Below are 23,341 nucleotides of genomic sequence, written 5' to 3' on the forward strand. Positions count from 1 at the left end.
ATGAACCCGACTGCGACGGTCGCGTTCGTCGGGCTCGGCGTCATGGGCCTGCCCATGGCCGCGAACCTGGCTCGCGGCGGCTTTCGCGTGCTCGGCCACGACCTCGCGCCCGGCGCGCAGGCCGCGGCTCGCTCGCGACAGGTTGGCTGGTCGGACACGCTGCCGGCTGCCGCCGAGGCGGCGGATGTGGTCATCACGATGCTGCCCAATGGCGCCGCGGCGCACGACGTGGCCGAAGTGTTGACGCAGCACATGCGGCCGGACGCGCTCTACATCGACATGAGCACGATTGCGCCTGACGACACCGACAAGCTGAACCTGCGCTTCACCGAGCGCGGGATCCGGATGGTGGACGCCCCGGTGGCGCGGTCGTCCAAGGAGGCCGAGGAAGGCCGGCTCCTGATCATGGCCGGCGGGCGGGACGAAGACATCGATCGTGCGCGTCCGCTGTTCTCCCTGCTGGCCGACACGGTGATGCATTGCGGGCCGGTCGGCAGCGGCAGCCGCATGAAGCTCGTCAATAACTACATGTCGCTCACCATCAATGTCGTCACGGCCGAGGCCCTCGCGATGGCGCAGCGCTCGGGGCTGCAGCTCGATACGGTGTACGGCGTGCTGTCGCAAACGGTGGCCGGCAAGGGACACCTCACCACCACCTATCCGGCCAAGGCCTTCAAGGGCGATCTCGAGCCCGGCTTCATGATCGACCTCGCCAGAAAGGACATCGGCCTCATTCTCGCGATGGCGGAGAGCGCCGGCGTCCCGGCCGCGACGGCCCGCGCCGCCCTGACGGTCTATGACACGGCAAGCCGCAACGGCAGAGGCCGGCAGGACCATACGGCGGTCTACGAAATGTGCCTGAAGGGTGGCCCATGGAGCTGAGCGGCCTGTCGTCTCCCGTCAAGATCGCGGTTCGCGGCCTGACCATCGACTATCCGGGCGCGGCGCCGGCCGAACGTCAGCGCGTGCTGGACGGCGTCGACATCGACCTTCACGATGGCGAATTCCTGTGTGTGGTGGGCCCGAGCGGCTGCGGGAAATCCACGCTCATCAGCGCCATTGCGGGCTTTCTGACGCCGGAGGCGGGCTCGATCAGCCTTGACGGCAAGCGGGTCCAAGGCCCCGGCGCGGATCGCGGCGTCGTGTTTCAGGAATACGCCCTCCTGCCCTGGCGCTCGGTGCTCGACAATGTGGCGCTAGGCCTGAAGATTCGCGGCATGCGCCGGGAGGAGCGCGAGGCCAAGGCGCGTCATTTCCTGGAGCTCGTCGGGCTCGCGGACGTCGCGGCAAAGTATCCGCACCAGCTCTCGGGCGGCATGAAGCAGCGGGCCGCCGTGGCGCGGACGCTGACCAGCGAGCCCGAGATCGTGCTTATGGACGAGCCCTTTGCGGCCATCGACGCCCAGAACAGGCTGATCCTCCAGGAGGAGGTTCTGCGCCTCTGGTCCACGCTCGGCCTCACGATCCTGTTCGTCACCCACAGCGTCGACGAGGCGGTGTTTCTCGGGGATCGGGTGATCGTCATGGCCCCGCATCCTGGCCGCGTCGCCTCCGTCGTGGCCGTCGACATCCCGCGAGAGCGCCGGCGCTGGCCGGCGATCGGCTCCGATCCGGATTTCATCCGCCTTCGTGACGACGTGCTGGCCAGGGTGCGCGCCGAACATGGGGCGCGTCGCCAGTGAACGGGATCCTGCGCGCGCCGGCCTTCTGGATCACGGCCGCGATCGCGGTGATGGTGCTGGGTGACGGCGTCATCCAGCGGTTCGACGGCGAAGCCAAGCGAAGAGCGGCGGGGCTCACGGAGACGACCGGCCCGGAAAACGTCGCCGTCACGCTCACGGTCGCGCCGGAGCAATTCCACATGAGCCGGCTTCAACAATGGGGCACGATGACGGGCGCCGAAGGCCGCACCGTCCGGCTGCGCAACGTTTCGCCGGCCAACATCGACGCCCTCGCGAGCCGGTCCTGGGTGGCCGGCATCCAGAGGCTCGACCGCTGATGACGGCCGCCGCGGAGCTCGGCACGACGCCCCCGCGCGCGATGCGCCGGGATCGCTGGTGGGCGCGAGCCTGGCAGGACGGCGTCGAGCCGCTGCTGGGCTTCGCCATCGTGATCGCCGCCTGGCAGGCGGGGTCCAGCCTCTCGGGCGTACCAAAGGTCCTGTTCCCCTCCCCGGCCGACGTGGTTTGGGCGCTTCTCGACCTTTTCAACACCGGGATCCTGGTCGAGTACGTCAAGCTCAGCCTGCTGCACTACCTTACCGGCGTGGCGATCGGCGCCCTGGCGGGAGTCGCGCTGGGCCTCGCCATCGCGTCCAACAGACGCGTGTCCGATCTCCTGATGCCGTTGGTGAACTTCACCTACGCCATCGTGGAGGTCGCCTGGATCCCGCTGCTGATCCTGTGGTGGGGCTACGGGCCGTCCATCATCATCGTCGCGGTCGCGTATGTGGTCGCGTCGCCGCTGGTCCATAACGTGGTGACGGGTGTGCTATCCGTGCCGCCGGTCTATGGCCGGGCCATTCGATCACTCGGCGGCGGCTCCTGGTCCGTTCTGCGCGAGGTGACGCTGCCGGCCATCCTGCCCTCCGTTTTCAACGGCGTGCGCGTCGGCGCTGGCTTCGGCTTCCGGGCTCTGATCTTCGCCGAGATGATCGCCCAGCAGGAGGGCGTCGGCTACCTCATCTTCACGTCCGCCGCGACCCAGCAGACCGCCCGCACGGTGGCCGGAATGGTTGTCATGGGCGTGCTCTGGCTGTTTCTCGACCGCGTTTACCTGCGGCCGCTCGAACGCGCCTCGGTGGAGCGTTGGGGCCTGACCAGCGATGCAGGCGAGCGATGACGGGACGGCCAAAGCTCCAATCCGCTCTGCTCGGCCTGACGCCGTTCGTCGCCCTGGTGCTGATCTGGCAGGTCGCGCCGTCCGTGTTCAGCTATCCGGCCTACATGCTGCCGACCGTCTCGGAAGTCGGGCGGCGGTTCATCGAGCTCACGCTGAACGGCGAACTCGCGCGGTCGGTCGGCGCCAGCCTGCTCCGCCTCGCGGCCGCATTCGTGGTCGGCAACCTCATCGCCATTCCGCTCGGCGTGCTGCTGGCCATGAACGCGCGGGTGTCGCGGATTGTAATGCCGGTCGCCGTCTTCCTGCAGGCGGTCGCCGGCATCGCCTGGGCTCCGCTCGCGGTGCTGTGGTTTGGCCTCGGCAACACGGCCGTGACGTTCCTGGTGGTGAACTCGGTTTTCTTCAGCTCCTTCTACAACGCCATCTCGGGCGTCCGCTCCATTCCGCCGGTGCTGTGGCGCGCGGTGCGATCGCTCGGCGCCTCGCCCTGGCAGGTCGTGCGCGAGTTGGTCCTGCCCGGCGCCATGGTCCAGCTGCTCCTTGGCCTGCGCACATCGCTGGCGCTCGGCTGGAGAGCGCTCGTGGCGGCAGAACTCATCATCGGCACCAACGGCATCGGCTTCCTAATGATGGACGCCACCAAGTGGTACGGCACCGACACCATTATCTGCGGCATCGTGGTCATCGGCGTGCTCTGGCTGGCTGTCGATCGCTTCGTCTTCGCGGCGATCGAACGCAACACGGTCCGCCGCTGGGGCATGGTCAACGACAACTGAGAGAACGGCGCATGCGGCTCGTCTACCTGCTCTTCGACTCCCTGAACCGCCATGCGCTCGGCTGCTATGGCGGCGACGCCATTGAGACGCCAGCCTTCGACCGCCTCGCGCAAAAGTCGGCTGTGTTCGACAACGCCTATGTGGGCAGCCTGCCCTGCATGCCGGCGCGGCGCGACCTCCACACCGGACGGCTGAACTTTCTCCATCGGCCATGGGGGCCGCTGGAGCCGTTCGACAACTCTTTTCCGCAGATCCTGGGCGAGCGCGGCGTCTACTCGCACCTGATCACCGACCACTACCATTACTTCGAAGATGGCGGGGTCGGCTTCCATGGGCGTTACTCGTCGTGGGAGTTCGTCCGCGGCCAGGAAAAAGACAAGTGGCAGGGCGTCGCCAAGCCGGATCTCGCCGGCTTGCAGCAGGACTACCATCCGCTCGTCTTCAACGGCCAGACCGGCCCGAACTCCAATCTGCCCTATGTGCTGTCCCGCGAGGCTATCTCGGGCGAGAGCGATTTTCCCCTCGTGCAATGCTTCGAGGGCGCGCTGAAGTTTCTGGAGCGGAACAAGCGCGACGACGACTGGATCCTCCATCTCGAATGCTTCGACCCGCATGAGCCCTTCTTCGCGGCCAACCGTTTCAGGCAGGGTCTGCCGACTGGCTACCAGGGGCCCGTGCTCGACTGGCCACCCTATGGCCGCATGGACCTGTCCGGCCCGGAAGGCGACGAGTTGCGCGCCAACTACCTGGCTCTGGTGAAGATGTGCGACGAGTACCTCGGCAGGCTCCTCGACTACTTCGACGAAAACGATCTCTGGTCCGACACCGCGCTGATCGTTTCGACAGACCACGGCTTGTTGCTGGGCGAGCATGAGTTCTGGGGCAAGAACCGGCCGCCCTTCTTCAACGAAGTAACGCACATTCCGCTGTTCATCCACGATCCCCGCCAACCGTCGGCGGACGGCCAGCGACGCTCGGCTTTAGCGCAAACGACCGACCTGATGCCGACGGTGCTCGATCTGTTCGGAGCCCCCATCCCGCCGGAGGTGCGCGGTCGCTCCCTGCTGCCGACTGTCGGAGACGACAGGCCCGTGCGGCCCGCCTGCATTTACGGGCAGTTCGGCGGCGCCGTGAACGTCACCGACGGGCGATACACCTACTTCCGCTATCCGGAGGGCGACGAACAACTCTATCACTACACCTTGATGCCGGTTCACATGCGCAGCTTCTTCGAGCCGATCGAGCTCGCGCAGGCCACGCTGTTTGGACCCTTCGATTTCACCAAAGGCTGTCAGGTCCTGAAGCTGCCGGTGGTCGCGGACGCCAAAGCCAACATGGTCTCGCGCTATCCGCTCCTCGAGGCCGAGACGGCGCTCTACGACCTGTCCAGCGATCCCGGCCAGACCGTCCCACGCCGCCTCGCCGAGGTGGAAGAACGGATGATCGGACTGCTCATCGGCGAGATGCGGGCGCATGACGCGCCCATCGAAGTTTATCGAAGGCTTGGGCTGCAAGAGCGCAATGCCGCAATGGCCGATAACAAGGAGAATGCATAATGAAAAACTTGTTTGCGGCCATTCTGCTGCTCGCCTCCGGCGCAGCCGCCGTCGCGGACACTTATCCGTCAAAGCCGATCACCCTGGTGGTGGGGTTCGCGCCAGGCGGCGGCGTGGACGTCGTCGCACGGCAGCTCGCCGAACAGCTCAGCAAGCAGATGGGCCAGCGTGTCACGGTCCTAAACAAGGCCGGCGCGGGCGGGAACATCGCGGCTGAGACCGTCGCGAAGGCGGAGCCGGACGGCTACACGCTCCTGGCCGAAAACCTCGGCATCGTGTCGATCAACCCCTACCTTTACGACATGAAGTCCTTCGACCCCGAAAAGGACTTCGCCCATATCGCGCGCACCGTTGTCACGCCGCTGCTGATTGCGGTGCCGAAAACATCCCCGGCGAAGACGGTGGCCGATTTCATCGCGCTCGCAAAGGAGAAGCCCGGCGCCCTCAACTACGGCTCGGGCGGCGTCGGCAACATCAACCATCTCGCCGTCGAGCTGTTCGCCAGCCGTGAAGGCGTCAAGCTGCAGCACGTGCCGTTTCGCGGGAGCGCCCCGGCGATCAACGAACTCGTAGCGGGACGCATCGATCTGATCGTCGATGGCGTGAACCTTGTGCAACCCTTCGCCGAATCCGGCGACATCCGGGCGTTGGCGCTGACCGGCGCTGCCCGATCGAATACCGCGCCAGATGTTCCGACAGCGGCCGAGGCGGGCGTCAAGGACTTCGTCGTGCTGGGGTGGCAAGGCCTCGCGGCCCCCGCCGGAACGCCAAGGGAGGTGCTTGCGCGCCTCGACGCCGAGGTCCGGGCTGCCTTGGGGGATCCGGTTCTCGCAAACGTCCTTTCCAAGCAGGGCACCGACCCCGCCTATCTGGGTCCAGACGCATACGCGTCCTTTATCGCGGCGGAAAAGCAGCGCTGGAAGACTGTCGTTCAAGAGACGGGCGCGCAAATCAAATAGGCGCCGTCCTCCGGTGCAGCGCGCCCCCGGAAGGCACAACACAGGAGGGCCGATTTGCCCACGGTTCTGATCACCGGATGCGACACCGGACTCGGACGGGAGTTCGCGCGCCAATACGCGGCGGACGGCTACCGCGTGTTCGCGACGTTCCTGGATCCCGCAAAGGCCGCGAACGCGTCCGATCTCGCCGGGAATGTCGAGGCGCTCAGCCTCGACGTCACGGATCATGCCGCCATCTCTGAGCTCGCCGCGCGCCTTTCCGGCGAGCCGATCGACATTGTCGTCAGCAATGCGGGAATTGGACATCCCCACAAGCCTTTCGGGCAAATGGACTACCCTCACTGGCGGCGTGTGCTCGAAACCAACCTGATCGGCCCGATGAAGATCGCCGAGTCCTTCGCCGATCACGTGGCGCGCAGCGATCTCCGCCTGATGGCGTTCGTGTCCAGCCGGATGGGATCGGTCAACCTGAACCTGACCGGAGGAGCCTATGCGTACCGCACCAGCAAGGCGGGGCTGAACATGATGATCCGCTCGCTCGCGGTGGATCTCGCCCCGCGCCGGATATGCGTCATGGCGCTTCACCCAGGCTGGGCGGCCACCGAGCCAGGCGGTCGTGTTCCGGTCGAGGAAAGCGTCGCCGGCATGCGAGGCGTCCTGCACAGGGCCGGCCCCCATCACAGCGGTAGCTTCGTGACCTACCATGACCAGCTGCTTCCCTGGTGAGGAGGCGTCGCCGAGTACCCTGTCCGCTCAGCGCCCGAAGCTGAAGTTCGCCAGAGCCGCCCAAGCGGACCCAACTGCCGCAACAGAGAGTGCGCGCAGTCGTCCCTGTCACAGCTACCTTGGCGGCAGCGAGATATCGGCCGATGGCCAGCCCTTTCTCAGCCCAGTGTCGCGCTTGGCCGCCGACGCCGTCCTCAAATTCGAAGCCGGCTTCTGATCGCTCCAGCAACGGCCCAAGCACCCGAAGTTCAGGCGCCGCCGCCATGCAGTTCACGATGAAGGCGTGCGTGAACTGGAGAACGATGCCGCGCCGGGCGATCACTTCGCCACGCGGCACGTCGCTGATCCAATTATGCGGCAGGTTCGGGCCGGTCATCACGAGATTGCCGGGCCGGAATGTCCCGATGAAGGGCGGCCATGCTGGGCGCGGTCGCGGGCGGCGTGCATGCCAACCTGCATGCCGGCATGGACGCCATGTCGCCGGAGGCCGTCGCTTACGAGCCCGCCGCGGGCGACCTCGCACAGGTTCACCAGCAGCGTTACGCCGCTTTTGAACGACTTGAGCGATGCGCCCGCGAGGCGATGCTGACCGATCTCGCGAGGCCCGCCAGCACCCCACAGGGAGGCGCGCTGTGACACAGGACATGGAAGGAAGGGTCGCGGCGATCACCGGAGCCGCATCCGGCATCGGGCACGCCTGCGCGCTCCGGCTCCTGAACGCCGGAGCGCAGGTGATCCTGATCGATCGCGACAGCGCAGCCCTGGCCCAAAGCCTGTTACTTCAAGGCGAAGCCCCGGGCGGCAAGCGCCTCGCGGAGACGGTGGCGGCCACTCAGGGACTCCGGGCCGCGCACACGCTGCAAGGCGGTGTCCGACCAGCCGTTTGCCGCTATTCCTTGTTCGAGCTGAAAGCTGCGCAGCGCAGCATCGTAGCCGGCGACGAGGTCTGCGGAGGGTGGTCCGCCGTAGCACTCGGCATGGAGTACCGCCTCGACCGGGAGGCGTGGTTTAACCGAAGCAGGGCAGGCTTCGTCCGGGAGCCCGACGCACAGACCGAACACCGCCACCACGTCAGCCGGCAGGCCGAGCGTCGCCGCAACCTCCTCCGGCCGGTTGCGCATGCCGCCGATGTAGACGGTTCCATAGCCCAGCGACTCCAGGGCTACGACTGCGTTTTGGGCGGCAAGGGACGCATCCACGACTGCCACGAGAAGGCTTTCCAGATAATCGAGCCCGTCCGTGGCACGGCCCCGTTCCGAGCCAAGCACCCTTAGGCGCGACAGGTCGGCGAGCCAGACCAGGAACAAGGGGCATGTTTCCACGTGCCGCTGGTGTCCGGCGAGCTCAGCGAGGCGCGCCTTTCGCGCCGGATCCTCGACGGCCACGACGCTCCAGACCTGGAGGTTGGATGAGGTGGGCGCGGATTGGGCCGCAGCCACCGCCGTGCGGAGCACGGCCGGAGGCACGGGATCTGGGCGATAGGCCCTGACGCTGCGATGGGTCAGGAGCGTGGCGAGCGCCGCATTCCACGGAGTGTCGGCCTGCTTCGGATCAGCACGGTAGCGGGCCGCGAGAGCCGCAACAGCGGCCTCGCGGCTGGTGGACTGCACATCGGTCATGAGCGCCTTGAGCGTTTGGGTCCGGTCAGTAGGGTGAGCAATGTTCTGCGCGCGACCTTAAGTGCGCGAAAGCCACTCGCGCACCGCGTTTCGCAGGAAAGCCGCATCGGCCGGGTTGGTTGCGGGATTGCCGGCCCGATGTCCCCAGATACTCGGTATCGGCCGCAGTTCCGCATGGCGAAGGTGGGCCATCTCGCCTGCGTTGTCAGCCACGGGGAAATATAGGTCCGTGCGCGACGGCATAAGCAGCATGCGAACCCTTATAGACTGGAGCGCCAGCACGAGATCCCCTTGGTAGAGCGCGTTGGCGCTGATGTCGGAGGCAAGCCAGGTGGAGCACTGGGCGTAGAGGTCCTCCGCCTTGCGGCGCAGGAACCCGGGCGCCCAAACGCGGTCGAGGAAGTCGTCAAGCGAGGCGGCGCCGGATGGAGTGAGGTGCAGGTTGGCGCGGTACCAGTCCTGGCTCAACGCCATGGTGGCGTAGATCCTGGCGAAGGCGCGCATGGCCGCGTCGGGTTGGGACGAGAAGCGGCCGCCGCCAAGATGCTCGGGAGCCGCCTCCAGCGTAGCCTGGAGAGCCTGCAGGAAAACCTGGTTGTGAACCGCGGTCCGCGCGCTGCCGCAGACCACGATGGCCCTCTCCACGGCATCGGGATAGAGCGCGGCCCAGTGATAGGCCTGCTGCCCGCCCATTGAGAAACCGTAGACACAGGCTACGGCGTCGATGCCGAACACGTCGGTGAGAAGCCGCCGCTGCATGCGGACGTTGTCGGCCGTCGTCACCAGCGCCGGATAGTCAGGCGCGTGGCTCGGACTGGACGACAGCCCGTTGCCGAACATGTCCGGGACGACGATGAACCATCGCGTTGGGTCGAGGATCCCGTCGGGGCCGATCAGCCACTCTTGGTCCCTATGCTGGGCTGAGTAGCTCGTGGGAAACACGATGACGTTTCCGCGGTCGGCCGAGAGCGTTCCGTAGCTCTTCCAGTTCAGGGAGGCGTTCCTCAAGACCTCGCCCGAACCGAGCACGATGTCGCCCGGCTCATAGCGCCCCGTCTGTGTGTCCCAATCCATCAGCGTCTTGGCTCCCGCATGTCAGCCTCCGGCAACTTAGGGCGGCAGGGAGCAACGACCAGCCGCTACACACGAGGTCAACCTGGCGGGAACACGGTCCACCTGCGCGACCGCCACGGCGGCGTCATTGGGACCATCGTGGAAACGCACGGCGCCTTCTACCGCGGCCGTCATAATCGTTATGTGCTGCGCTGCCGGCTGGATCTGCTCTCGGTAGAGCGACGAGGGCGGGAAGCCGCCCCGGCTTTCCTGACGTCACATAGAGGCGCTGGGCGGCCCTTCGGGACTGCCCATCCAGAAGAGAACCATGGCTGATCTCTCCCCGCCGACTGCGAGGGCAACGGCTTACACGGAGCGCCCCGCAACGTCACCGTGCATACACGCAACCAGACCATACAGGGGGGCAGCACCATGGCCGATAACCTCTTCCCTCGGCGAGCAGCCCGGAGACTTGCAATGACACGCATCAAGGCGGCGGTCGGGAGTGCGCTCACTATCCCGATAAGGGAAAGTTCAGGTGGCATTCATGGCGTGCTTGAGGTGGGGACGGTCCCGGCCACTTCGTGCGATTGGGGTCGCTATGCTGGCTTTGTCATTGACGTCCTGCGGGCTGCCCCGCCTGGAGGCAATCAACAAGGCGACGGAATCCCGACAGCTTTCAGGAGTCACAGATGAATTGCTCTGCAGCCCACTTGTAAGAACCACCCCACCTGTAGCGGCAGAGAGACAGCAACGCGGGCTCGGTGATTGCAAAGTTTTCTGGGAGTATTCCTGGGAACACCCGTGGGGACCTAATCCGCCCGGTCCAATGGTTGGCGGAGCAGGAAATATTGTTTTCATTCCTTTCATGATACAGGACCTCAATGAGAGGGGAAAAGACCTTCAGACCGTTTCGTCGGCAACTTGTCCTTGGTTTCCCGGAAAGACGGTTTCGAACCCAGGGTGTCCCAACACAAGAAAGCGCTCAGGGCTCGCCAAAAGCTTGTCCGACAAACAAGCAACCAACGCCCCGGGACCTGACATCCATGTCCATCGACGCCTGTTCGACGACCGACCCGCGGCTTTTCTCGCCCGCCTTGGACGCGTGCGGGATCGCGCCCGATCGCACTCAGGAGACGAAGCCTCCCACCTCCTTTGCAGAATCAACCAGGACGTTCGCTTGTTTTCAAACTGCGCCGCCTGACTGGTGAGCGGGAACCATTATCGCCGAACAGGTAAGACGAGATCGCCTCGGTGAGTTTTGCCGCCTGGTCGACATTGGCCTGGTTCGAGGTCATGAGCGCCGCCACGATGGTCTCCACCACAACGACGAGGCCGAGCGTGCTGCTCGACAAGATCGGGTGGCTGCTGCGCGCCAGCAGAACGCAGTCCGCGAGCGGAATGAGAGGCGAGGCCGACGAGTCGGTGATCGCGATGACCGAGGCCTTACGGTCGCGGGCGTAGGCGGCGAGATGGACGGCGTCGCTGGCGTAGCGTGGGATGGACAGCGCCACGATGACGTCGCCTTCCCCGACATTGAGGAGCCGCCCCGCCGCGACTTCAGTCCCGCCGAACTCCACGACGTTCTGGACGCCATGGCAGAACGGCTGCAGACCGAGCGTCAGCACGCCGGCCACATGGGCGCTCAGGCCGAACCCCATGACATAGACATTGCGGGCCGTCGTCAGGCGCTCCACCACCTCGGCGATGAGGGCGGGATGCAGCCCCTCGGCCGTTCCGCGGACGTTGGAGAGCGCAGCCTCAAGGCTGTCCGACAGGGGCGTCGGCGCGTTGGCGGGCTGAGCGTCGAAGCGGCCGCGCAACTTCTCAACGGGGTTGATCATCGCCTCGACCGTGGCGGCGACGTCGCTGCGCAGCGCGGCGTAGCCCGGATAGCCGAGCAGCCGGGCGAACCGGCTCAGAGAGGCGGGCGAAACCGCCGCGACCTCGGCGAGGCTCTCGATGCTCCACGAGGTCGCCTGAACCGGATGACGCAAGAGTATGTCCGCGATGGCGCGGTTGGCGGCGGAGCCCTTGTCCAGCATGGCCCTGAGGTGGGCGCCCAGAGGCGACTGGGCGAAACGCATCTCGGCGCTGGCTGCGCTCGCGGGAGCAGGCTGCGGAGAGGCCGACGTCCGTGCAGTTTCGATGCCGCCGCTATCGTTGGTTTTTTTCATCTGTTGATTCTATGAAAATTTCCGGTCACATTGAAGTCGCAATTTCATCCGGCAGGAGACATCGCATGTTTCGTCGTTCGTTCTTTGTGGCCGCGCTCGCCGCCCTGTCTGCGTCCCTGATCCATTCTCCCTTATCTGCCCAGTCGGCGAAGCTCCGTGTCGGCGTGGAGGGAAGCTATCCCCCGTTTTCGCAGATCAGCCCGGACGGCAAGCTCTCGGGCTTCGACATCGACATCGCCAACGCGATCTGCGCCGAGATGAAAGCGGACTGCGCGTTCGTGCAGCAGGAATGGGACGGCATGATCCCTGCGCTGAACGCCAAGAAGTTCGACATGATCGTGGCTTCCATGTCGATCACCGAGGAGCGCAAGAAAGCGGTCGAGTTCTCGGACCCCTACTACGACGTCCCGTCTCGCTGGGTGGCCAAGGCCGGCGCCTTCACGGAAGCCACGCCGGCCTCGCTGAAGGGCAAGACGATCGTGGTGCTGCGCAACTCGCCTCGGGCCAAGTGGGTGCAAGACACCTACAAGGACAGCACTGTCCTGCTCGCCGGCAAGGAGCCAGAAGTCTACATGGAGCTGGCGGCCGGACGCGGCGACATCGCCTTCGGGTCATCCGTGGTGTCGGGCGAAGCGTTCCTGAAGAAGCCGGAGGGCAAGGGCTTCGCCCAGGTTGGCCAGCCGGTGCGCCTCGACGCGGGCGGCGGCGGCGTGGGCATCGCGCTGCGCAAGGCTGACGGCGAACTCCGCGAGCGCGTCAACGCGGCCCTGAAGGCCATCAAGGCGAATGGCGTCTACAGGACGCTGCAGGACAAGTATTTCGACTTCGACATCTCGGGCGGCTGACCAGGCGGCGGCGCGGCTCCTGCAGGGCTGCGCGCGGCCGAACCGGCTCCGAATTCCGTCGCCTTCCGCTCCAGCCGGAACATGTTGCGCATGCTGTACGGATACCTCCCGGCCGTCCTCGAGGGTCTCGTCACGACGCTGAAGGTGTCGGCGCTTTCGCTGGCGATCGCCTGCGTGTTCGGCCTCGTCGGCGCCGCGGCGCGCCTGTCGGAATCGCGGATCGCGCGGCTTCTGGCGGGGGTCTACACCACCCTGATCCGGGGACTGCCTGAGCTCGTGCTCATGCTGATGATCTTCTATGGCGGGCAGATGGGCGTCAACGCGTTGTCGGATCGCCTGGGTGGCGGCTACGTCGATATCGACCCCTTCGTGGCCGGCACGGCCACCCTTGGGTTCATCTTCGGCGCCTACCTGACGGAGACGTTCAGGGGCGCCATCCTGGCCATCCCCAAAGGGCAGATCGAGGCGGGGCACGCCTTCGGGCTCACCCGGCTGCAGGTCGCGCGCCGCATCGTCGCGCCGCAGATGGTGCGCCACGCCATCCCGGGCTTCGCCAACAACTGGCTGGTGATGGTCAAGGCGACGGCGCTGGTCTCGGTGATCGGCCTCGACGACATGATGCATCGCGCGGGTCTCGCCTCCGCGTCGACGCGCCAGCCTTTCACGTTCTACGCCGCGATCGCGTGCATCTACCTGGCCGTCACGACGGTCTCGCTGCTCGCTCTCCACGTCCTGGAGAAGCGCTTCTCGCTTGGCGTGCGCAGGGTTGATTTCTGATGGATGCGCCTCCGGTCGACTGGTCCGTCATCTTCGGCGCGCTGCCGAACTTCTGGCGCGGTCTGCAGATCACGCTGATGCTGCTCGCGATCTCGATGTCGTCCGGGCTCCTCCTGTCGATCCCGCTCGGCGTGCTGCGGGTGTCGCCGCGGCGCTGGGTCTCGGGCTCGGTGTGGTTCTACACCTATGTGATCCGCGGCACGCCGCTGCTGGTGCAGCTGTTCATGATCTACTTCGGCCTGGCGCAGTTCGAGGCCGTGCGCGAGAGCGTCGCCTGGCCGTTGCTCAAATCGGCCTGGTTCTGCGCCTGGCTCGCCTTCACCCTGAACACGACGGCCTACACCACCGAAATCGTCGCCGGCGCATTGCGCGCCACACCGCCGGGCGAGCTCGAGGCGGCGCGCAGCCTGGGCATGGGCACGGCGGCGATCTACCGGCGCATTCTGCTGCCGGGCGCCCTGCGACGGGCGTTGCCGCAATACGGCAACGAGGTGGTGATGATGATGCACGCCACGGCCCTGGCCAGCACGGTCAGCATCGTGGAGCTGACGCGGGTCGCCCGCGACGTCTATTCCGATCATCTGCTGCCGGCCGAGGCGTTCGGCACGGTGGCGGTGTTCTACTTCGTGCTCACCTTCACCCTGGTGGGGATCTTCAAGCTGCTCGAACAACGCTATCTCGCCCACCTGCGGCCCAAGCAGCCGGAGCGCAAGGCCGGCTAAACGTGAATCCAGAACCGCATCCACAGCTATCGAAGGCATCATGGCAGTCGAATTCATCGATCTTCAGTCCGACCTCCCGGGCGCCCGCCAGTCTCTGGCCGTCCACCGCTTCGGCGTTCCCGGCGCGCGGCCGCTCGTCTACGTGCAGGGCGCGCTGCACGCCGACGAGATCCCCGGAATGGCGGCGGCTCGCGCGCTGGCGGACCGGCTCGAGGCGCTGGATCGCCAGGGCCGCGTGCGGGGCGAGATCGTGGTCGTGCCGGTCGCCAACCCCATAGGGCTTGGCCAGCGCATCCATGGGCACGCTCATGGTCGTTTCGACCTGGCCACCGGGGTGAACTTCAACCGCGGTTACGCCGCCCTCACGGACCGGCTGGCGCAGCGACTGGAGGGACGTCTCGGGGCCGACGAGGACGCCAACCGGGCGCTCATCCGCGAGGCGATGCGCCTCGAGATCGCCGTGATCGAAGCCGTGAGCGCCACGGACAGGCTGAAGCGCACGCTGCTCTCGCTTGCGGCCCCGGCCGATGTGGTGCTCGACCTGCATTGCGACAGCGAAGCCGTGGTTCATCTCTATACGCTCACGCCGTTCGCGGACCGGATCGGGACGCTGGGCCGGCTGCTCGGCGCCCAGGCGATTCTGCTCGCGGTGGAGTCGGGCGACGAGCCCTTCGACGAGGCCGCGAGCCGTCCGTGGCTGGAGCTGCGCGATCGCTTTCCGGGCGCGGCCATCCCTCTCGGGTGCTTCGCCGTCACCGTCGAGCTGCGTGGCCAGCAGGACGTCGACGCCGCAACCGTCGCGGCGGACGCCGATGCGCTTGTCGCCTTCCTGGTTCATGAGGGCGCGATCGAGGGCGCCCTGCCGGATTTGCCGGACGGCCGCTGCGAACCAACGCCGCTGGCGGCCTCCGAGCCGCTCACCGCCTCGACCTCCGGCATCGTGATGTTCCACGCGGCTCCCGGCGACCGTCTCGAGGCGGGCGCGCTCGTCGCCGTCATCGTCGATCCCGTCACAGGCGCGCAGACGGAGGTCCGTTGCCAGTCGGCCGGCCTGCTCTACGCCCGCAGCGCCGCGCGCTTCGCCGTGCCTGGCCAGAGGCTGGGCAAGGTGGCCGGTTCGGCCGTTACGCGGTCGGGCAAACTGCTCAGCCCCTGAACCCATCGCATTTTTGATCGAAGGACCCGCCATGGCCATCGCCACCACGGTTGCACCCCAGACATCGACCACAGCCCCGGCCCTCGAAGCCGAAGGCGTCCGCAAATCGTTCGGCGCGGTCGAAGTGCTGAAGGGCGTCTCAGTGGCTGCGGGCTCCGGCGACGTCATCGCGATGATCGGGTCGTCGGGCTCGGGCAAGAGCACCTTCCTGCGCTGCCTCAATCTGCTTGAGCGTCCCAGCGCCGGGCGCATCCTGCTTGGCGGCGAGGAACTGGCGTTGCAACCGGGAGGCGACGGAAGCCTGGGGCCGAGGGACCCGGCGCAGCTTCAACGCTTCCGAAGCCGCATCGCCATGGTGTTCCAGCAGTTCAACCTGTGGGCGCACATGACCGCGCTCCAGAATGTCATGGAAGCGCCCGTGCAGGTGCTCGGTCTGGGCAAGGCCGAGGCGCGCGACCGGGCGCTGCGCTATCTGGAGCGCGTCGGCGTAGCGCATCGCAAGGACGCCTATCCGGCGCATCTCTCCGGCGGCGAGCAGCAGCGCGTGGCCATCGCGCGCGCCCTGGCGATGGAGCCGGACGTCATGCTCTTCGACGAGCCGACGTCGGCGCTGGATCCCGAGCTCGTCGGCGAGGTGCTGCGCGTGATGCGATCTCTCGCCGAGGAAGGCCGGACCATGATCGTGGTCACCCATGAGATGAGCTTCGCCCGTGACGTGAGCAACCGCGTTCTGTTCTTGCATCAGGGCGTGCTGGAGGAGGACGGCGCTCCGGATGACCTTTTGCGACATCCCCGCAGCGAACGCCTGAGGACGTTCTTGGCGTCGACCCTGCACGCTTGATGCGCTCCGTCGAAGGCGAAGCCCAGACCCAAGCCGTCGTCTTCAGGCCGAACGTGACACGGGATCCTTCAGATTGCCGTTACGGCTCGTAATGCCAAGCCGCACTACACGCCTGAAGGCGGTGGAGGTCGTTCAGTCCGGGACTGAGCAGAGCGGAGAGCGATGATGAAAAAGACCGGGGAGCGGTCCGAGTTGGCGGCGGGCGGCAAGCGTGTGACTTACTACGTCGCGCTGCCATTCACGCGCGACGCGGAAGGCGAGTTGGCCGCCGGTGAGGCCGCCGAGTTCCAGAGCCCGGGCGCCGCAACGCAAGCTGCGAACGCGCTGTCAAAGAAGCACGGAGGGGCTGTAGCGTTCTCCCGATCGGGCGATCCCTCAAGCGGCGAGTTCGACGACGCCGTCGTGCTAATCCGAGTTGGCGACGTGCCGGCTGACCTTGAAAGCTTTACCAGCTAGAACGCAGTGGGCGCATAGAGCCGCGGCCGGTGCGCTCAGGCGCCGGCCCGCACCTTGCGGATGAAGCCTTCCAGATCGTCCCGGATGCCTTGGACACGATCGGCGTGAAATTGCGTGCCTTTCGCCAGGCGCGACGCTCCATCCACCGCGGCGAAGATCTGCTCGTCCGTACGCTCCAAGAGTTCGGCCATCTGTTCCACTTGCTGGGACGAGATCTCGGACGCTGATCCAATTCGATGCGTGCTTTCAGCACACACGTTGGCTGCGGTCGCGAGGTTGGCTGCCGTCGACTGCATTTCGGCTGAGATAGATGCGACGTCGTCGATCTCCTCCAGAGAACGCGTCACAAGTTCCTGGATGCTGCCGACAAGCCTGAAAATGTGCTCCGCCGCTCCAGCTGACTGGGTCGATAGTGCCTTTACCTCACCCGCAACCACGGCGAAGCCGCGGCCGGCGTGGCCAGCTCTCGCAGCTTCAATGGTGGCATTCAGGGCCAACAGATTGGTCTGAGCGGCGATGTCCTGGATCGCCGAAACGATGCGCTCGATCTGTTCGGAGTCGTGAGCAAGGTGTCTCACTGTCGCGAGACACCGCGCGACCTTCTGCGCGCTAGCTTCCGCCGCATTCGCGACGGTCGACGACATCACGGCGACGTCTTTGACGGAGGAAGACAGGGCTTCCGCCTCAGCGGCCAATTCTCCAGACCGCTTCACTGTTCCGGCCGCTACGCCTCGAGCCATCACGGTCGCAGTGGACGCCTCGTGAGCTCGCTCAAGCATCGTATCCAGTTCGGTGCTGATCTCCGCGGCGGACGTCGCAATCGACTGGACCGCCCCGCCGATGTTCCTCTCCAGCCGAGCTGCGGTGTCTTCCAGGGCGCGGTGCTTTTCGAGTTGACGGCGCTCCTCCTCGGCAATTCGATCCGAGACGTCGACGATGACACCGTCCCACAACAATCGATCGCCCTCGGTTCGAGGCACAGCGTCCCACTGGAGCCAGAGCGTCTTGCCTTCAATCACATACCGGCCGCAAAAAGTGCTCGGCGCCATGGTGCGCGCCGATTGCTCCATCGCGTCCCTACACTGCGCCCGATCATCATGATGAATGGTAGCCAAGAGCCGTCTCGGGTTCTTCAGCAGTTCGGATGGCGACATGTGCAGGAGAGATAAAACGCCGTCGGACACATAGGTGAAGCCAATCTGACCACTTTTGTCGCTGAACATCTGGAACACACAGCCCTTCATGTTCTGGACGACGGCCTGCAGGCGGCGATCGGTGTCCGCTAGCGCTTGCGTCGTGCGCATCTGGGCGAAATGCCAAAGCAGCAGACGTCCCAAGACGTACGCGACCATGAAATTGGCGGCGCTCGCCAGCAGGAGCAGAAGCCACAAGGAGCGTATCTGGTCAGCGCTACCGAGAGTGATCGTGCCTCCTCCGGTGGCGATCCCCGCAAGAGCAGCATATCCGAACACGTCGTTGCGAAGGCGCCCGGGGCGGAGCGCCGCCAGCAAGGCTGCGGTTATTGAAACGATCCCGATGCTGGCCAGCCCCGGCCACATCCCGACACCGCCCATGTAGGCGCGCACTGCGCTGACTGTGGCTCCAGACAGCAATACAGCCACTGGCCCGCCCCATCCGGCGACGATGGCGAGAACTGCATTCCGTCCATCGAAGCGGAAGCCGCCTTCGACAATAATCGGATCGGACATGCTCAGGACAGCTATTACGGTTCCCAGAGCACCGATCACGACAGGACCAAGGACATTTCCGAGCCGATCGATGCGGCGGCATAATATGCTGGCCGCCAGAACCGCGCACACCAGCTGCGACGTGTTGTGGAAATAGCTGAAGGCGACTTGTGCGGCGTTCATGTCGCAACCTGAACACGAACAACTAAGTCTGAGGTTAACTGGGACGCGGTCGGCCAAGCGACAGCGGCCCACCGATACGACGCTCGTGATGAGGAGGCCGACGGTACGCGGGTAAGGCGGGAACTTGTGATTGGCCCAGACGAATGCGTTCCCCTAAAACTGACGAACGTCAATATGGATACTGACGTCTCAATGTATTCTGCAGTCTTCTTACGCCAGCCTCTACAGAGGTGAAGCCTGCCTGCTGGGTGATCTGATGAAGACGTTTCACGCCCTTTGCGCGGCGCTCTCGGCAGCCGCATCGCTGGCAGCAACTCCCGCCATGTCTCAACGGTGGCACGGGCCCAGTCTGGGTCGAACCTATCACGGGATTGGCCACCAAGGAGGCAATGTCGCCCTCCGTCATGCCGCGTTCCGCCCCGGGGTGGGTTATGCGGGTCGTGGATATCGCGGGCACTATCCGAGATATGGATACGGCGCGTATTACCGGCGCAGTTATCCCTATGCCGTCGCAGGCGCACTTGTGGGCGGGCTGACGGTCGGAGCGTTCGGCAGCTACGGAGGAACGTATTACTACGGCTATCCTGGATACCCCTACACGATCCCGGACGGCGCGTATTACGATATGGGATATGGCGAGGACTGTGTTTGGCAACGCGTCCAAAATCGGTGGGGCAGGTTTGTAAGCGTTCCGGTATGCCGCTAGTAAAAGGGTCAGCCTGAGTTCTCGTCCTTACGGGATATGCCTAGCTTTTCTTGAGGCGCGCAGGGCTGGCTTTACCGCCACCAGATCTCTTCGGCATTGCGTTGAACCACTGACAACGATCGCCTACGTCCAGCCTGATGACAGATCTATGGAGGAAAGTCCTGCGCAGTTGGCTCGTGGCGACTTTGGTGGCCAGCGTAGCCGCATCGACGTTCATAGCTGCGGTAGATCCCTATGATGCTGAACCGATCCCCGGTTTCGGGCTAGGCTACACGCGGGCGCAGGCACCACGCACGGCGCATGCAAGTCGCGCCCGGGATCCGGCGTTTGACGCTGCGATCATAGGAAATTCGCACGTGCAGCTTCTCAATCCGCTTCGCCTTGGGCAGGCGACCGGCGCGCGATTCGTATCGTTGGCGGTCCCGGGATCCGGCGTGCCGGAACAAAAGGCTTTGCTGGATTATTTCCTGCGAAAGCATCCCGAGCCCCCGAAGGCGGTTGTGATAGGGATCGACGAGTACACGTGCCGGGCAGGCCCTATCAAACGGGAACAGTTGCAGGGTGGCCCTTTTCCTTTCTGGCTCTACGCTTCTGATCTCTTGACCTACGCCAAGGGCGCGTTCCGGTCGGCTGTGTTCGAGGACGCTGTTGCGCTTGCGCTCGGCGTTGGGGGCGCGAACGTGCTGGCCGGCCGCGACGGATACTGGAATTACGAGTCGGGAAGGACATGGCGCGCTCCTGAGGCAGCAGTGGCGGCCAGGACGATGTCGCTGGCGGACAGCCCAGGACCATTCCGAGGTATTGAGATTCTGCGAGACATGCTCGACGCAATCCCACCGCTCACGCCAGTTATCCTCGTGATCACACCAGTTTATGCCCCGTGGCGCCCCCCCTTGGAGACCCCAGCGGGTTTGTCAGAGATCGCTTGCAAGGACGCCATCCGCGCGATAGCGGCGCGTATAAATGTACGAGTGCTCGATTTTCGACGCGATATCCCCCTAACGCGCGATCCGCACTCTTTCTGGGACGGCTCGCACATGACTGAAGCGGCGGCGCTGCTTATTGAAGCGGCGATCTCGGAGGCATTTCAAGCCATGAAAAAATGATTGGTAGCGATCAAGAAGTGACGATCGACCCGGCGATCGGGAATTCACTCTCAGTGTAGCAATCCAGGTCCATCAAGCCCTTTGCGCCCCGCAAGAGGAAGCAATGCGGGCTTCCGATGGGGTGCCGAGATTGACTGTCCATCAAGCCCTCCCGTTCTGGATCTGCCAACCGCCTTAGCGTTGGCCGGACGGCTGCTCGGGACGCAGGGGCGGGCCCGGTTGGGTCGCCTAGGCTGCAGCATCGGGGGATCATCCGCGGCGGTTCTGGCGTTTTCTGCTGTTCTCCATTCATTACTACGACCCCGATCAGAAAATCTTGGGGGTCGCTAGCCGGCGTCGCTCAGCGCGGAAGCCAATAACTGCGCGTGATCAGGCGCCGCGGCATCGTATGCGCCAAGCTGTGCCTCCGATTATCCCTTTCGGGAGCAGCCCGTGAGCCGCTCGCTTTTCTACAGCGTAACAGCTGGCGTCCTGGTCGCGGCCTGCGTTGCAGGAATCGCGTTCTATCTTGGGTCGCCGCACGACCGCTTGCGGATCACGGCAGGCCCGGTTGGCGGCGCCGCCGAGCGGTTCGTCGCCGCGATGATCGCTGTTGCCAAGAAACAGAACCCGCTAGTCTCCTTTGAGCCCGTCGAGACCGGGAGCCTTCAGGACAGCAGCGCCCTTCTGGATGCGCGCAAGGTCGATCTTGCCATCGTGCGCTCCGACGCCTCACCGCCCGCCAACGGCCAAACCATCGTTATTCTGCGGAGAGATATCGCCGCCATCCTCGGTCTCCCCAAGTCGAAGGTGGAGGGCTTGGCTGGGCTGAGCGGAAAGACCGTGATCATGCTCGCGAGCCGCGTGCAATTCGCCGACGAGGCGCTGCTCGACGCGCTGCTTGGCTACGCAAACGTTTCGCCTCAATCGGTTTCCCGCATGATCGTGCGCCCCGAGAATCTTGGCAAAGTTTTGCGCGAAAAGTCCGTCGCGGCCGTGTTCGCTGTTGGGCCGGTCGGGGCCGGGGGACTTTCCGATATCGTCACGACCATCACTAAAAGTGTGGGAGCCCCGACGTTGATGGCCTTCGACAACGCAGACGCCATCGCCAACAGCATTCCCGGAACTGAAAGCCTCGACTTGGCCAAGGGATCGCTTCGTATCCATCCTGACATTCCAGACGACAGCACGACTGTAGTAGCTGTTACTTACCGGCTGGCGGCGCCCTTTTCGATGCTGAACCTGCACGCCGGCGCGATCGCGCGAGCGATTCTGACTGCCAAGGGCAAGCTGATGGAGGCCTATCCCCAAGCGGCCTCGATCGAGGCGCCCGATCCCGACAAGAGCTCGACGGTGCTGCCGATCCATCCCGGCGTGGCGCAGTACCTTTCGTCAGGGGAGCAGAGCTTCCTTGATGAGGCGCAGAGCTATTTTTACGCCGCCGCGATGGTGTTCAGCGTCGTCGGCTCCCTTTGGGCCATGGTGGCGAGGCGCCTAAGTAGGAAGCGCGACGCGATGGAACGCAATCGCATCGGCCGTCTGATCCAGATCGCCGACGAAGCCCGGGGCGCGCCGAAGCAAGACCTATCAAGGCTGAGCGGTGAGCTTCACAAGACGCTTTCGGAGATCGTCGAGGCCGGCATGAGCGACCCGACCACCGCCCTGGCGGCGTCCCATGCCGAGGCGGTGTTCGCGGCGCGCCGCCAGACCGTCGAGACGGAAGGCCGCAGCGCTTGACGTCTCGGCACGGTTCGACAGATCCGTTCTTCGAAAGGCGAATTCCCGACTTAGAGATGACCCTGATCAATTTACATCTGAGACGCAGTCCTACTGTTGGGTGTCATCAAACGATTGGAGACCTGCCATGCGTGCTTCAATCCTGAGCGCCGTCATCATCGGATCTTTCGCCAGCACGGGTGTGGCGCTCGCCCAAAATGAAATCACCGTCACCAAGTCGCTTCCTCAATGGAACGAGCAAGGTTGGCTACTTACGCCGGCTCCGACATTGCGACAGGTTGGCCCCGCCTACTCGCAGCCGAGCGGTGTGCGTGTAGGGCGCGGGAGCGTGATTCCGGCGTGGGTGAGCTCGGGTCAATTCCAAAACGTGAACGTCCCCGGCCTCAGCCGTGGCGGCTACTACGAATATTATATCTCGCCGGACGACCGCGTTGTGGTCTTCACCCCGACAGACCGGCGCGTCGCGAAAGTTTTCTGGCATTAATGCCGCCGTGCAACCCACTGCCGGAGGAGCGGGCGCCGTTCCTCCGGCAGAAACGGCGCCCGTATGCCTTGAGACTTCATGCCGTTCGCGCAGGTTTGGAACATTGTCCGTCCCGCGCATTGTTACCGTTCAACGATCGATCGCCTTCGAGCAGATCGCAGAGGCTCGTAAACCCATACGTCGCGCGGATCGCCGGCGCGAACAGCGGGATGCTTGCTGCGACAGCCCCGATGATCCGTTCAGCATTGCTCCGCTTGACGCCAAGAAGGCTGTCATGAAGGAGAACGATGGATCCCGGGCTTGACGATCGGCGGATCTCCGAACTGTATTGCGCGCAGAGCTTTCTCGCGGGCGAACTGGGCGCCGATGTGCTGGCGACGTGCTCGGATGAACGCCAGGTCTTGATGGCCGTAATGCGAGACAGGGCTGATTTCGCGATCGTCAACTTTCGCAGACCGCAGGCGAGACTTTCAACGCTCTTTGATCAGATCCGCAGCCTTGATCGATCGATCCGCATCGTCGCGCTATTTAAGTCGCCAACAGCTGGACAGTTGTTGGCCGGCGCCCGAAGCGGCGCTGCCATATGCAGCATGAGTTCTGATCTAGCAGAACTGAGGGCTCTGCTCACCGATGAGGCGTCGAAACGACGCGCAACACTTCCGGAGCCGCCAGCAATCACAGGCGCTGACGGGCATGGCGATGTCACGCGCATCTTAACTACCCGCGAAATAGAGGTCGTGCGCGCGGTTGCTCGCGGGATGGTGAGCCGCGCAGTGGCGTCGCAACTCCGAATTTCCGAAGGGACAGTCAAGGTTCATCTCAGTCGAATCTACCAGAAGATCGGCGTCCATAACCGGACTGAGCTCGCTCACCAGCTCCGCCATTTGCTGCCCTCGCCGACAATCGAACGCTAGCCGCGTGCTTTGTACCACAATCGGAAGGCAGATCGCGCGG

General features: G+C 64.8%; 24 protein-coding genes and 1 pseudogene. 21 read left to right on the forward strand and 4 right to left on the reverse strand.

Going from position 1 to position 23,341, the window contains the following annotated elements; genetic code table 11:
- From IEV99_RS15060 to IEV99_RS15105, 10 genes and pseudogenes are all read left to right on the forward strand, one after another.
- Window positions 1-882, forward strand: a complete 882-nt coding sequence (locus IEV99_RS15060; protein ID WP_188518572.1) for an NAD(P)-dependent oxidoreductase — start codon at window positions 1-3, stop codon at window positions 880-882.
- A complete protein-coding gene (locus IEV99_RS15065; protein ID WP_188518573.1) occupies window positions 873-1,682 on the forward strand; it encodes an ABC transporter ATP-binding protein in 810 nt (269 codons plus the stop codon). Before IEV99_RS15060 ends, IEV99_RS15065 begins: the two co-directional genes overlap by 10 nt.
- Complete coding sequence (locus tag IEV99_RS15070; RefSeq protein WP_188518574.1) at window positions 1,679-1,999, forward strand: hypothetical protein; 321 nt, start codon at window positions 1,679-1,681, stop codon at window positions 1,997-1,999. Before IEV99_RS15065 ends, IEV99_RS15070 begins: the two co-directional genes overlap by 4 nt.
- Window positions 1,999-2,841, forward strand: a complete 843-nt coding sequence (locus IEV99_RS15075; RefSeq protein ID WP_188518575.1) for an ABC transporter permease — start codon at window positions 1,999-2,001, stop codon at window positions 2,839-2,841. The genes IEV99_RS15070 and IEV99_RS15075 overlap by 1 nt, the downstream gene beginning before the upstream one ends.
- The gene (locus IEV99_RS15080; protein ID WP_188518576.1) at window positions 2,838-3,617 is read left to right on the forward strand and encodes an ABC transporter permease; all 780 of its coding nucleotides are present in this window, start codon (window positions 2,838-2,840) and stop codon (window positions 3,615-3,617) included. The genes IEV99_RS15075 and IEV99_RS15080 overlap by 4 nt, the downstream gene beginning before the upstream one ends.
- 11 nt (window positions 3,618-3,628) lie before the next feature.
- The gene (locus IEV99_RS15085) at window positions 3,629-5,173 is read left to right on the forward strand and encodes a sulfatase (protein ID WP_188518577.1); all 1,545 of its coding nucleotides are present in this window, start codon (window positions 3,629-3,631) and stop codon (window positions 5,171-5,173) included.
- Entirely contained in the window at window positions 5,173-6,132 is a 960-nt protein-coding gene (locus IEV99_RS15090; RefSeq protein WP_188518578.1) for a Bug family tripartite tricarboxylate transporter substrate binding protein, read from the forward strand. The genes IEV99_RS15085 and IEV99_RS15090 overlap by 1 nt, the downstream gene beginning before the upstream one ends.
- A 54-nt stretch (window positions 6,133-6,186) precedes the next feature.
- Window positions 6,187-6,858, forward strand: coding sequence for an SDR family oxidoreductase (locus IEV99_RS15095; RefSeq protein WP_188518579.1), 672 nt, complete (start codon window positions 6,187-6,189; stop codon window positions 6,856-6,858).
- Window positions 6,859-7,275: 417 nt separating this feature from the next.
- Window positions 7,276-7,494 (forward strand): hypothetical protein, encoded by a 219-nt coding sequence (locus IEV99_RS15100; protein ID WP_188518580.1) that lies wholly within the window; start codon window positions 7,276-7,278, stop codon window positions 7,492-7,494.
- 8 nt (window positions 7,495-7,502) lie between these two features.
- Window positions 7,503-7,625 (forward strand): annotated as a pseudogene (locus tag IEV99_RS15105) (SDR family NAD(P)-dependent oxidoreductase); the annotation flags it as partial.
- Between the two features lie 9 nt (window positions 7,626-7,634).
- On the opposite strand, the gene IEV99_RS15110 reads toward IEV99_RS15105, so the two are convergent.
- Both IEV99_RS15110 and IEV99_RS15115 read right to left on the reverse strand, forming a co-directional pair.
- Window positions 7,635-8,477, reverse strand: a complete 843-nt coding sequence (locus IEV99_RS15110) for an NADPH-dependent oxidoreductase (RefSeq protein ID WP_188518581.1) — start codon at window positions 8,475-8,477, stop codon at window positions 7,635-7,637.
- Window positions 8,478-8,534: 57 nt separating this feature from the next.
- A complete protein-coding gene (locus tag IEV99_RS15115; RefSeq protein WP_188518582.1) occupies window positions 8,535-9,551 on the reverse strand; it encodes an alpha/beta fold hydrolase in 1,017 nt (338 codons plus the stop codon).
- Window positions 9,552-9,569: 18 nt separating this feature from the next.
- Here IEV99_RS15115 and IEV99_RS23980 point away from each other — a divergent pair, with 18 nt between their 5' ends.
- Window positions 9,570-9,866: a winged helix domain-containing protein gene (locus IEV99_RS23980; RefSeq protein ID WP_371875794.1), complete on the forward strand. Its 297-nt coding sequence runs from the start codon at window positions 9,570-9,572 to the stop codon at window positions 9,864-9,866.
- Between the two features lie 827 nt (window positions 9,867-10,693).
- Here IEV99_RS23980 and IEV99_RS15120 read toward each other — a convergent pair.
- The gene (locus tag IEV99_RS15120; protein ID WP_188518583.1) at window positions 10,694-11,707 is read right to left on the reverse strand and encodes a MurR/RpiR family transcriptional regulator; all 1,014 of its coding nucleotides are present in this window, start codon (window positions 11,705-11,707) and stop codon (window positions 10,694-10,696) included.
- A 65-nt stretch (window positions 11,708-11,772) separates the two neighbouring features.
- Between IEV99_RS15120 and IEV99_RS15125 the strand changes: the two genes are divergently transcribed.
- The 6 genes from IEV99_RS15125 to IEV99_RS15150 all read left to right on the forward strand — a co-directional run bounded on the left by IEV99_RS15125 (window position 11,773) and on the right by IEV99_RS15150 (window position 16,504).
- Entirely contained in the window at window positions 11,773-12,552 is a 780-nt protein-coding gene (locus IEV99_RS15125; protein WP_188518584.1) for a transporter substrate-binding domain-containing protein, read from the forward strand.
- A gap of 90 nt (window positions 12,553-12,642) precedes the next feature.
- A complete protein-coding gene (locus tag IEV99_RS15130; protein ID WP_188518585.1) occupies window positions 12,643-13,329 on the forward strand; it encodes an ABC transporter permease in 687 nt (228 codons plus the stop codon).
- Window positions 13,329-14,051: an ABC transporter permease gene (locus IEV99_RS15135; RefSeq protein ID WP_188518586.1), complete on the forward strand. Its 723-nt coding sequence runs from the start codon at window positions 13,329-13,331 to the stop codon at window positions 14,049-14,051. The genes IEV99_RS15130 and IEV99_RS15135 overlap by 1 nt, the downstream gene beginning before the upstream one ends.
- A 40-nt stretch (window positions 14,052-14,091) precedes the next feature.
- Entirely contained in the window at window positions 14,092-15,207 is a 1,116-nt protein-coding gene (locus IEV99_RS15140; RefSeq protein ID WP_188518587.1) for a succinylglutamate desuccinylase/aspartoacylase family protein, read from the forward strand.
- Window positions 15,208-15,238: 31 nt separating this feature from the next.
- Window positions 15,239-16,048 (forward strand): ABC transporter ATP-binding protein, encoded by an 810-nt coding sequence (locus tag IEV99_RS15145; protein WP_188518588.1) that lies wholly within the window; start codon window positions 15,239-15,241, stop codon window positions 16,046-16,048.
- Window positions 16,049-16,213: 165 nt separating this feature from the next.
- Window positions 16,214-16,504, forward strand: a complete 291-nt coding sequence (locus IEV99_RS15150; protein WP_188518589.1) for a hypothetical protein — start codon at window positions 16,214-16,216, stop codon at window positions 16,502-16,504.
- Window positions 16,505-16,539: 35 nt separating this feature from the next.
- Here the strand turns inward: IEV99_RS15150 and IEV99_RS15155 are convergent, their stop codons facing one another.
- On the reverse strand, window positions 16,540-18,375 hold the full coding sequence (locus IEV99_RS15155; protein WP_188518590.1) for a methyl-accepting chemotaxis protein: 1,836 nt from the start codon (window positions 18,373-18,375) through the stop codon (window positions 16,540-16,542).
- Window positions 18,376-19,437: 1,062 nt separating this feature from the next.
- On the opposite strand from IEV99_RS15155, the gene IEV99_RS15160 reads away from it, so the two are divergent.
- The 4 genes from IEV99_RS15160 (at window position 19,438) to IEV99_RS15175 (ending at window position 23,301) form a co-directional block, all read left to right on the forward strand.
- Window positions 19,438-20,187, forward strand: a complete 750-nt coding sequence (locus tag IEV99_RS15160) for an SGNH/GDSL hydrolase family protein (protein WP_188518591.1) — start codon at window positions 19,438-19,440, stop codon at window positions 20,185-20,187.
- A gap of 432 nt (window positions 20,188-20,619) precedes the next feature.
- Window positions 20,620-21,903 carry a TAXI family TRAP transporter solute-binding subunit gene (locus IEV99_RS15165; protein WP_188518592.1) on the forward strand — a complete coding sequence of 428 codons (1,284 nt, stop codon included), beginning with the start codon at window positions 20,620-20,622 and terminating at the stop codon, window positions 21,901-21,903.
- A gap of 127 nt (window positions 21,904-22,030) precedes the next feature.
- A complete protein-coding gene (locus IEV99_RS15170; protein ID WP_188518593.1) occupies window positions 22,031-22,387 on the forward strand; it encodes a hypothetical protein in 357 nt (118 codons plus the stop codon).
- Between the two features lie 287 nt (window positions 22,388-22,674).
- Window positions 22,675-23,301, forward strand: a complete 627-nt coding sequence (locus tag IEV99_RS15175; protein ID WP_188518594.1) for a helix-turn-helix transcriptional regulator — start codon at window positions 22,675-22,677, stop codon at window positions 23,299-23,301.
- The last annotated feature ends 40 nt before the right edge of the window (window positions 23,302-23,341 follow it).

Source organism: Alsobacter metallidurans (assembly GCF_014636935.1).
In the GTDB taxonomy this organism is placed as follows: Bacteria; Pseudomonadota; Alphaproteobacteria; order Rhizobiales; family Beijerinckiaceae; genus Alsobacter; species Alsobacter metallidurans.

Excerpts from the sequence above, each read along its gene's own strand:
- IEV99_RS15170 (WP_188518593.1), top strand. The coding sequence starts at position 22,031 with ATGCGTGCTTCAATCCTGAGCGCCGTCATCATCGGATCTTTCGCCAGC.
- IEV99_RS15140 (WP_188518587.1), top strand. The coding sequence starts at position 14,092 with ATGGCAGTCGAATTCATCGATCTTCAGTCCGACCTCCCGGGCGCCCGC.
- IEV99_RS15155 (WP_188518590.1), bottom strand. The coding sequence starts at position 18,375 with ATGAACGCCGCACAAGTCGCCTTCAGCTATTTCCACAACACGTCGCAG.
- IEV99_RS15175 (WP_188518594.1), top strand. The coding sequence starts at position 22,675 with ATGGATCCCGGGCTTGACGATCGGCGGATCTCCGAACTGTATTGCGCG.
- IEV99_RS15075 (WP_188518575.1), top strand. The coding sequence starts at position 1,999 with ATGACGGCCGCCGCGGAGCTCGGCACGACGCCCCCGCGCGCGATGCGC.
- IEV99_RS15145 (WP_188518588.1), top strand. The coding sequence starts at position 15,239 with ATGGCCATCGCCACCACGGTTGCACCCCAGACATCGACCACAGCCCCG.
- IEV99_RS15100 (WP_188518580.1), top strand. The coding sequence starts at position 7,276 with ATGCTGGGCGCGGTCGCGGGCGGCGTGCATGCCAACCTGCATGCCGGC.
- IEV99_RS15150 (WP_188518589.1), top strand. The coding sequence starts at position 16,214 with ATGAAAAAGACCGGGGAGCGGTCCGAGTTGGCGGCGGGCGGCAAGCGT.
- IEV99_RS15090 (WP_188518578.1), top strand. The coding sequence starts at position 5,173 with ATGAAAAACTTGTTTGCGGCCATTCTGCTGCTCGCCTCCGGCGCAGCC.
- IEV99_RS15130 (WP_188518585.1), top strand. The coding sequence starts at position 12,643 with ATGCTGTACGGATACCTCCCGGCCGTCCTCGAGGGTCTCGTCACGACG.
- IEV99_RS15125 (WP_188518584.1), top strand. The coding sequence starts at position 11,773 with ATGTTTCGTCGTTCGTTCTTTGTGGCCGCGCTCGCCGCCCTGTCTGCG.
- IEV99_RS15065 (WP_188518573.1), top strand. The coding sequence starts at position 873 with ATGGAGCTGAGCGGCCTGTCGTCTCCCGTCAAGATCGCGGTTCGCGGC.
- IEV99_RS15080 (WP_188518576.1), top strand. The coding sequence starts at position 2,838 with ATGACGGGACGGCCAAAGCTCCAATCCGCTCTGCTCGGCCTGACGCCG.
- IEV99_RS15135 (WP_188518586.1), top strand. The coding sequence starts at position 13,329 with ATGGATGCGCCTCCGGTCGACTGGTCCGTCATCTTCGGCGCGCTGCCG.
- IEV99_RS15060 (WP_188518572.1), top strand. The coding sequence starts at position 1 with ATGAACCCGACTGCGACGGTCGCGTTCGTCGGGCTCGGCGTCATGGGC.
- IEV99_RS15110 (WP_188518581.1), bottom strand. The coding sequence starts at position 8,477 with ATGACCGATGTGCAGTCCACCAGCCGCGAGGCCGCTGTTGCGGCTCTC.
- IEV99_RS15120 (WP_188518583.1), bottom strand. The coding sequence starts at position 11,707 with ATGAAAAAAACCAACGATAGCGGCGGCATCGAAACTGCACGGACGTCG.
- IEV99_RS15085 (WP_188518577.1), top strand. The coding sequence starts at position 3,629 with ATGCGGCTCGTCTACCTGCTCTTCGACTCCCTGAACCGCCATGCGCTC.
- IEV99_RS23980 (WP_371875794.1), top strand. The coding sequence starts at position 9,570 with ATGTCAGCCTCCGGCAACTTAGGGCGGCAGGGAGCAACGACCAGCCGC.
- IEV99_RS15115 (WP_188518582.1), bottom strand. The coding sequence starts at position 9,551 with ATGGATTGGGACACACAGACGGGGCGCTATGAGCCGGGCGACATCGTG.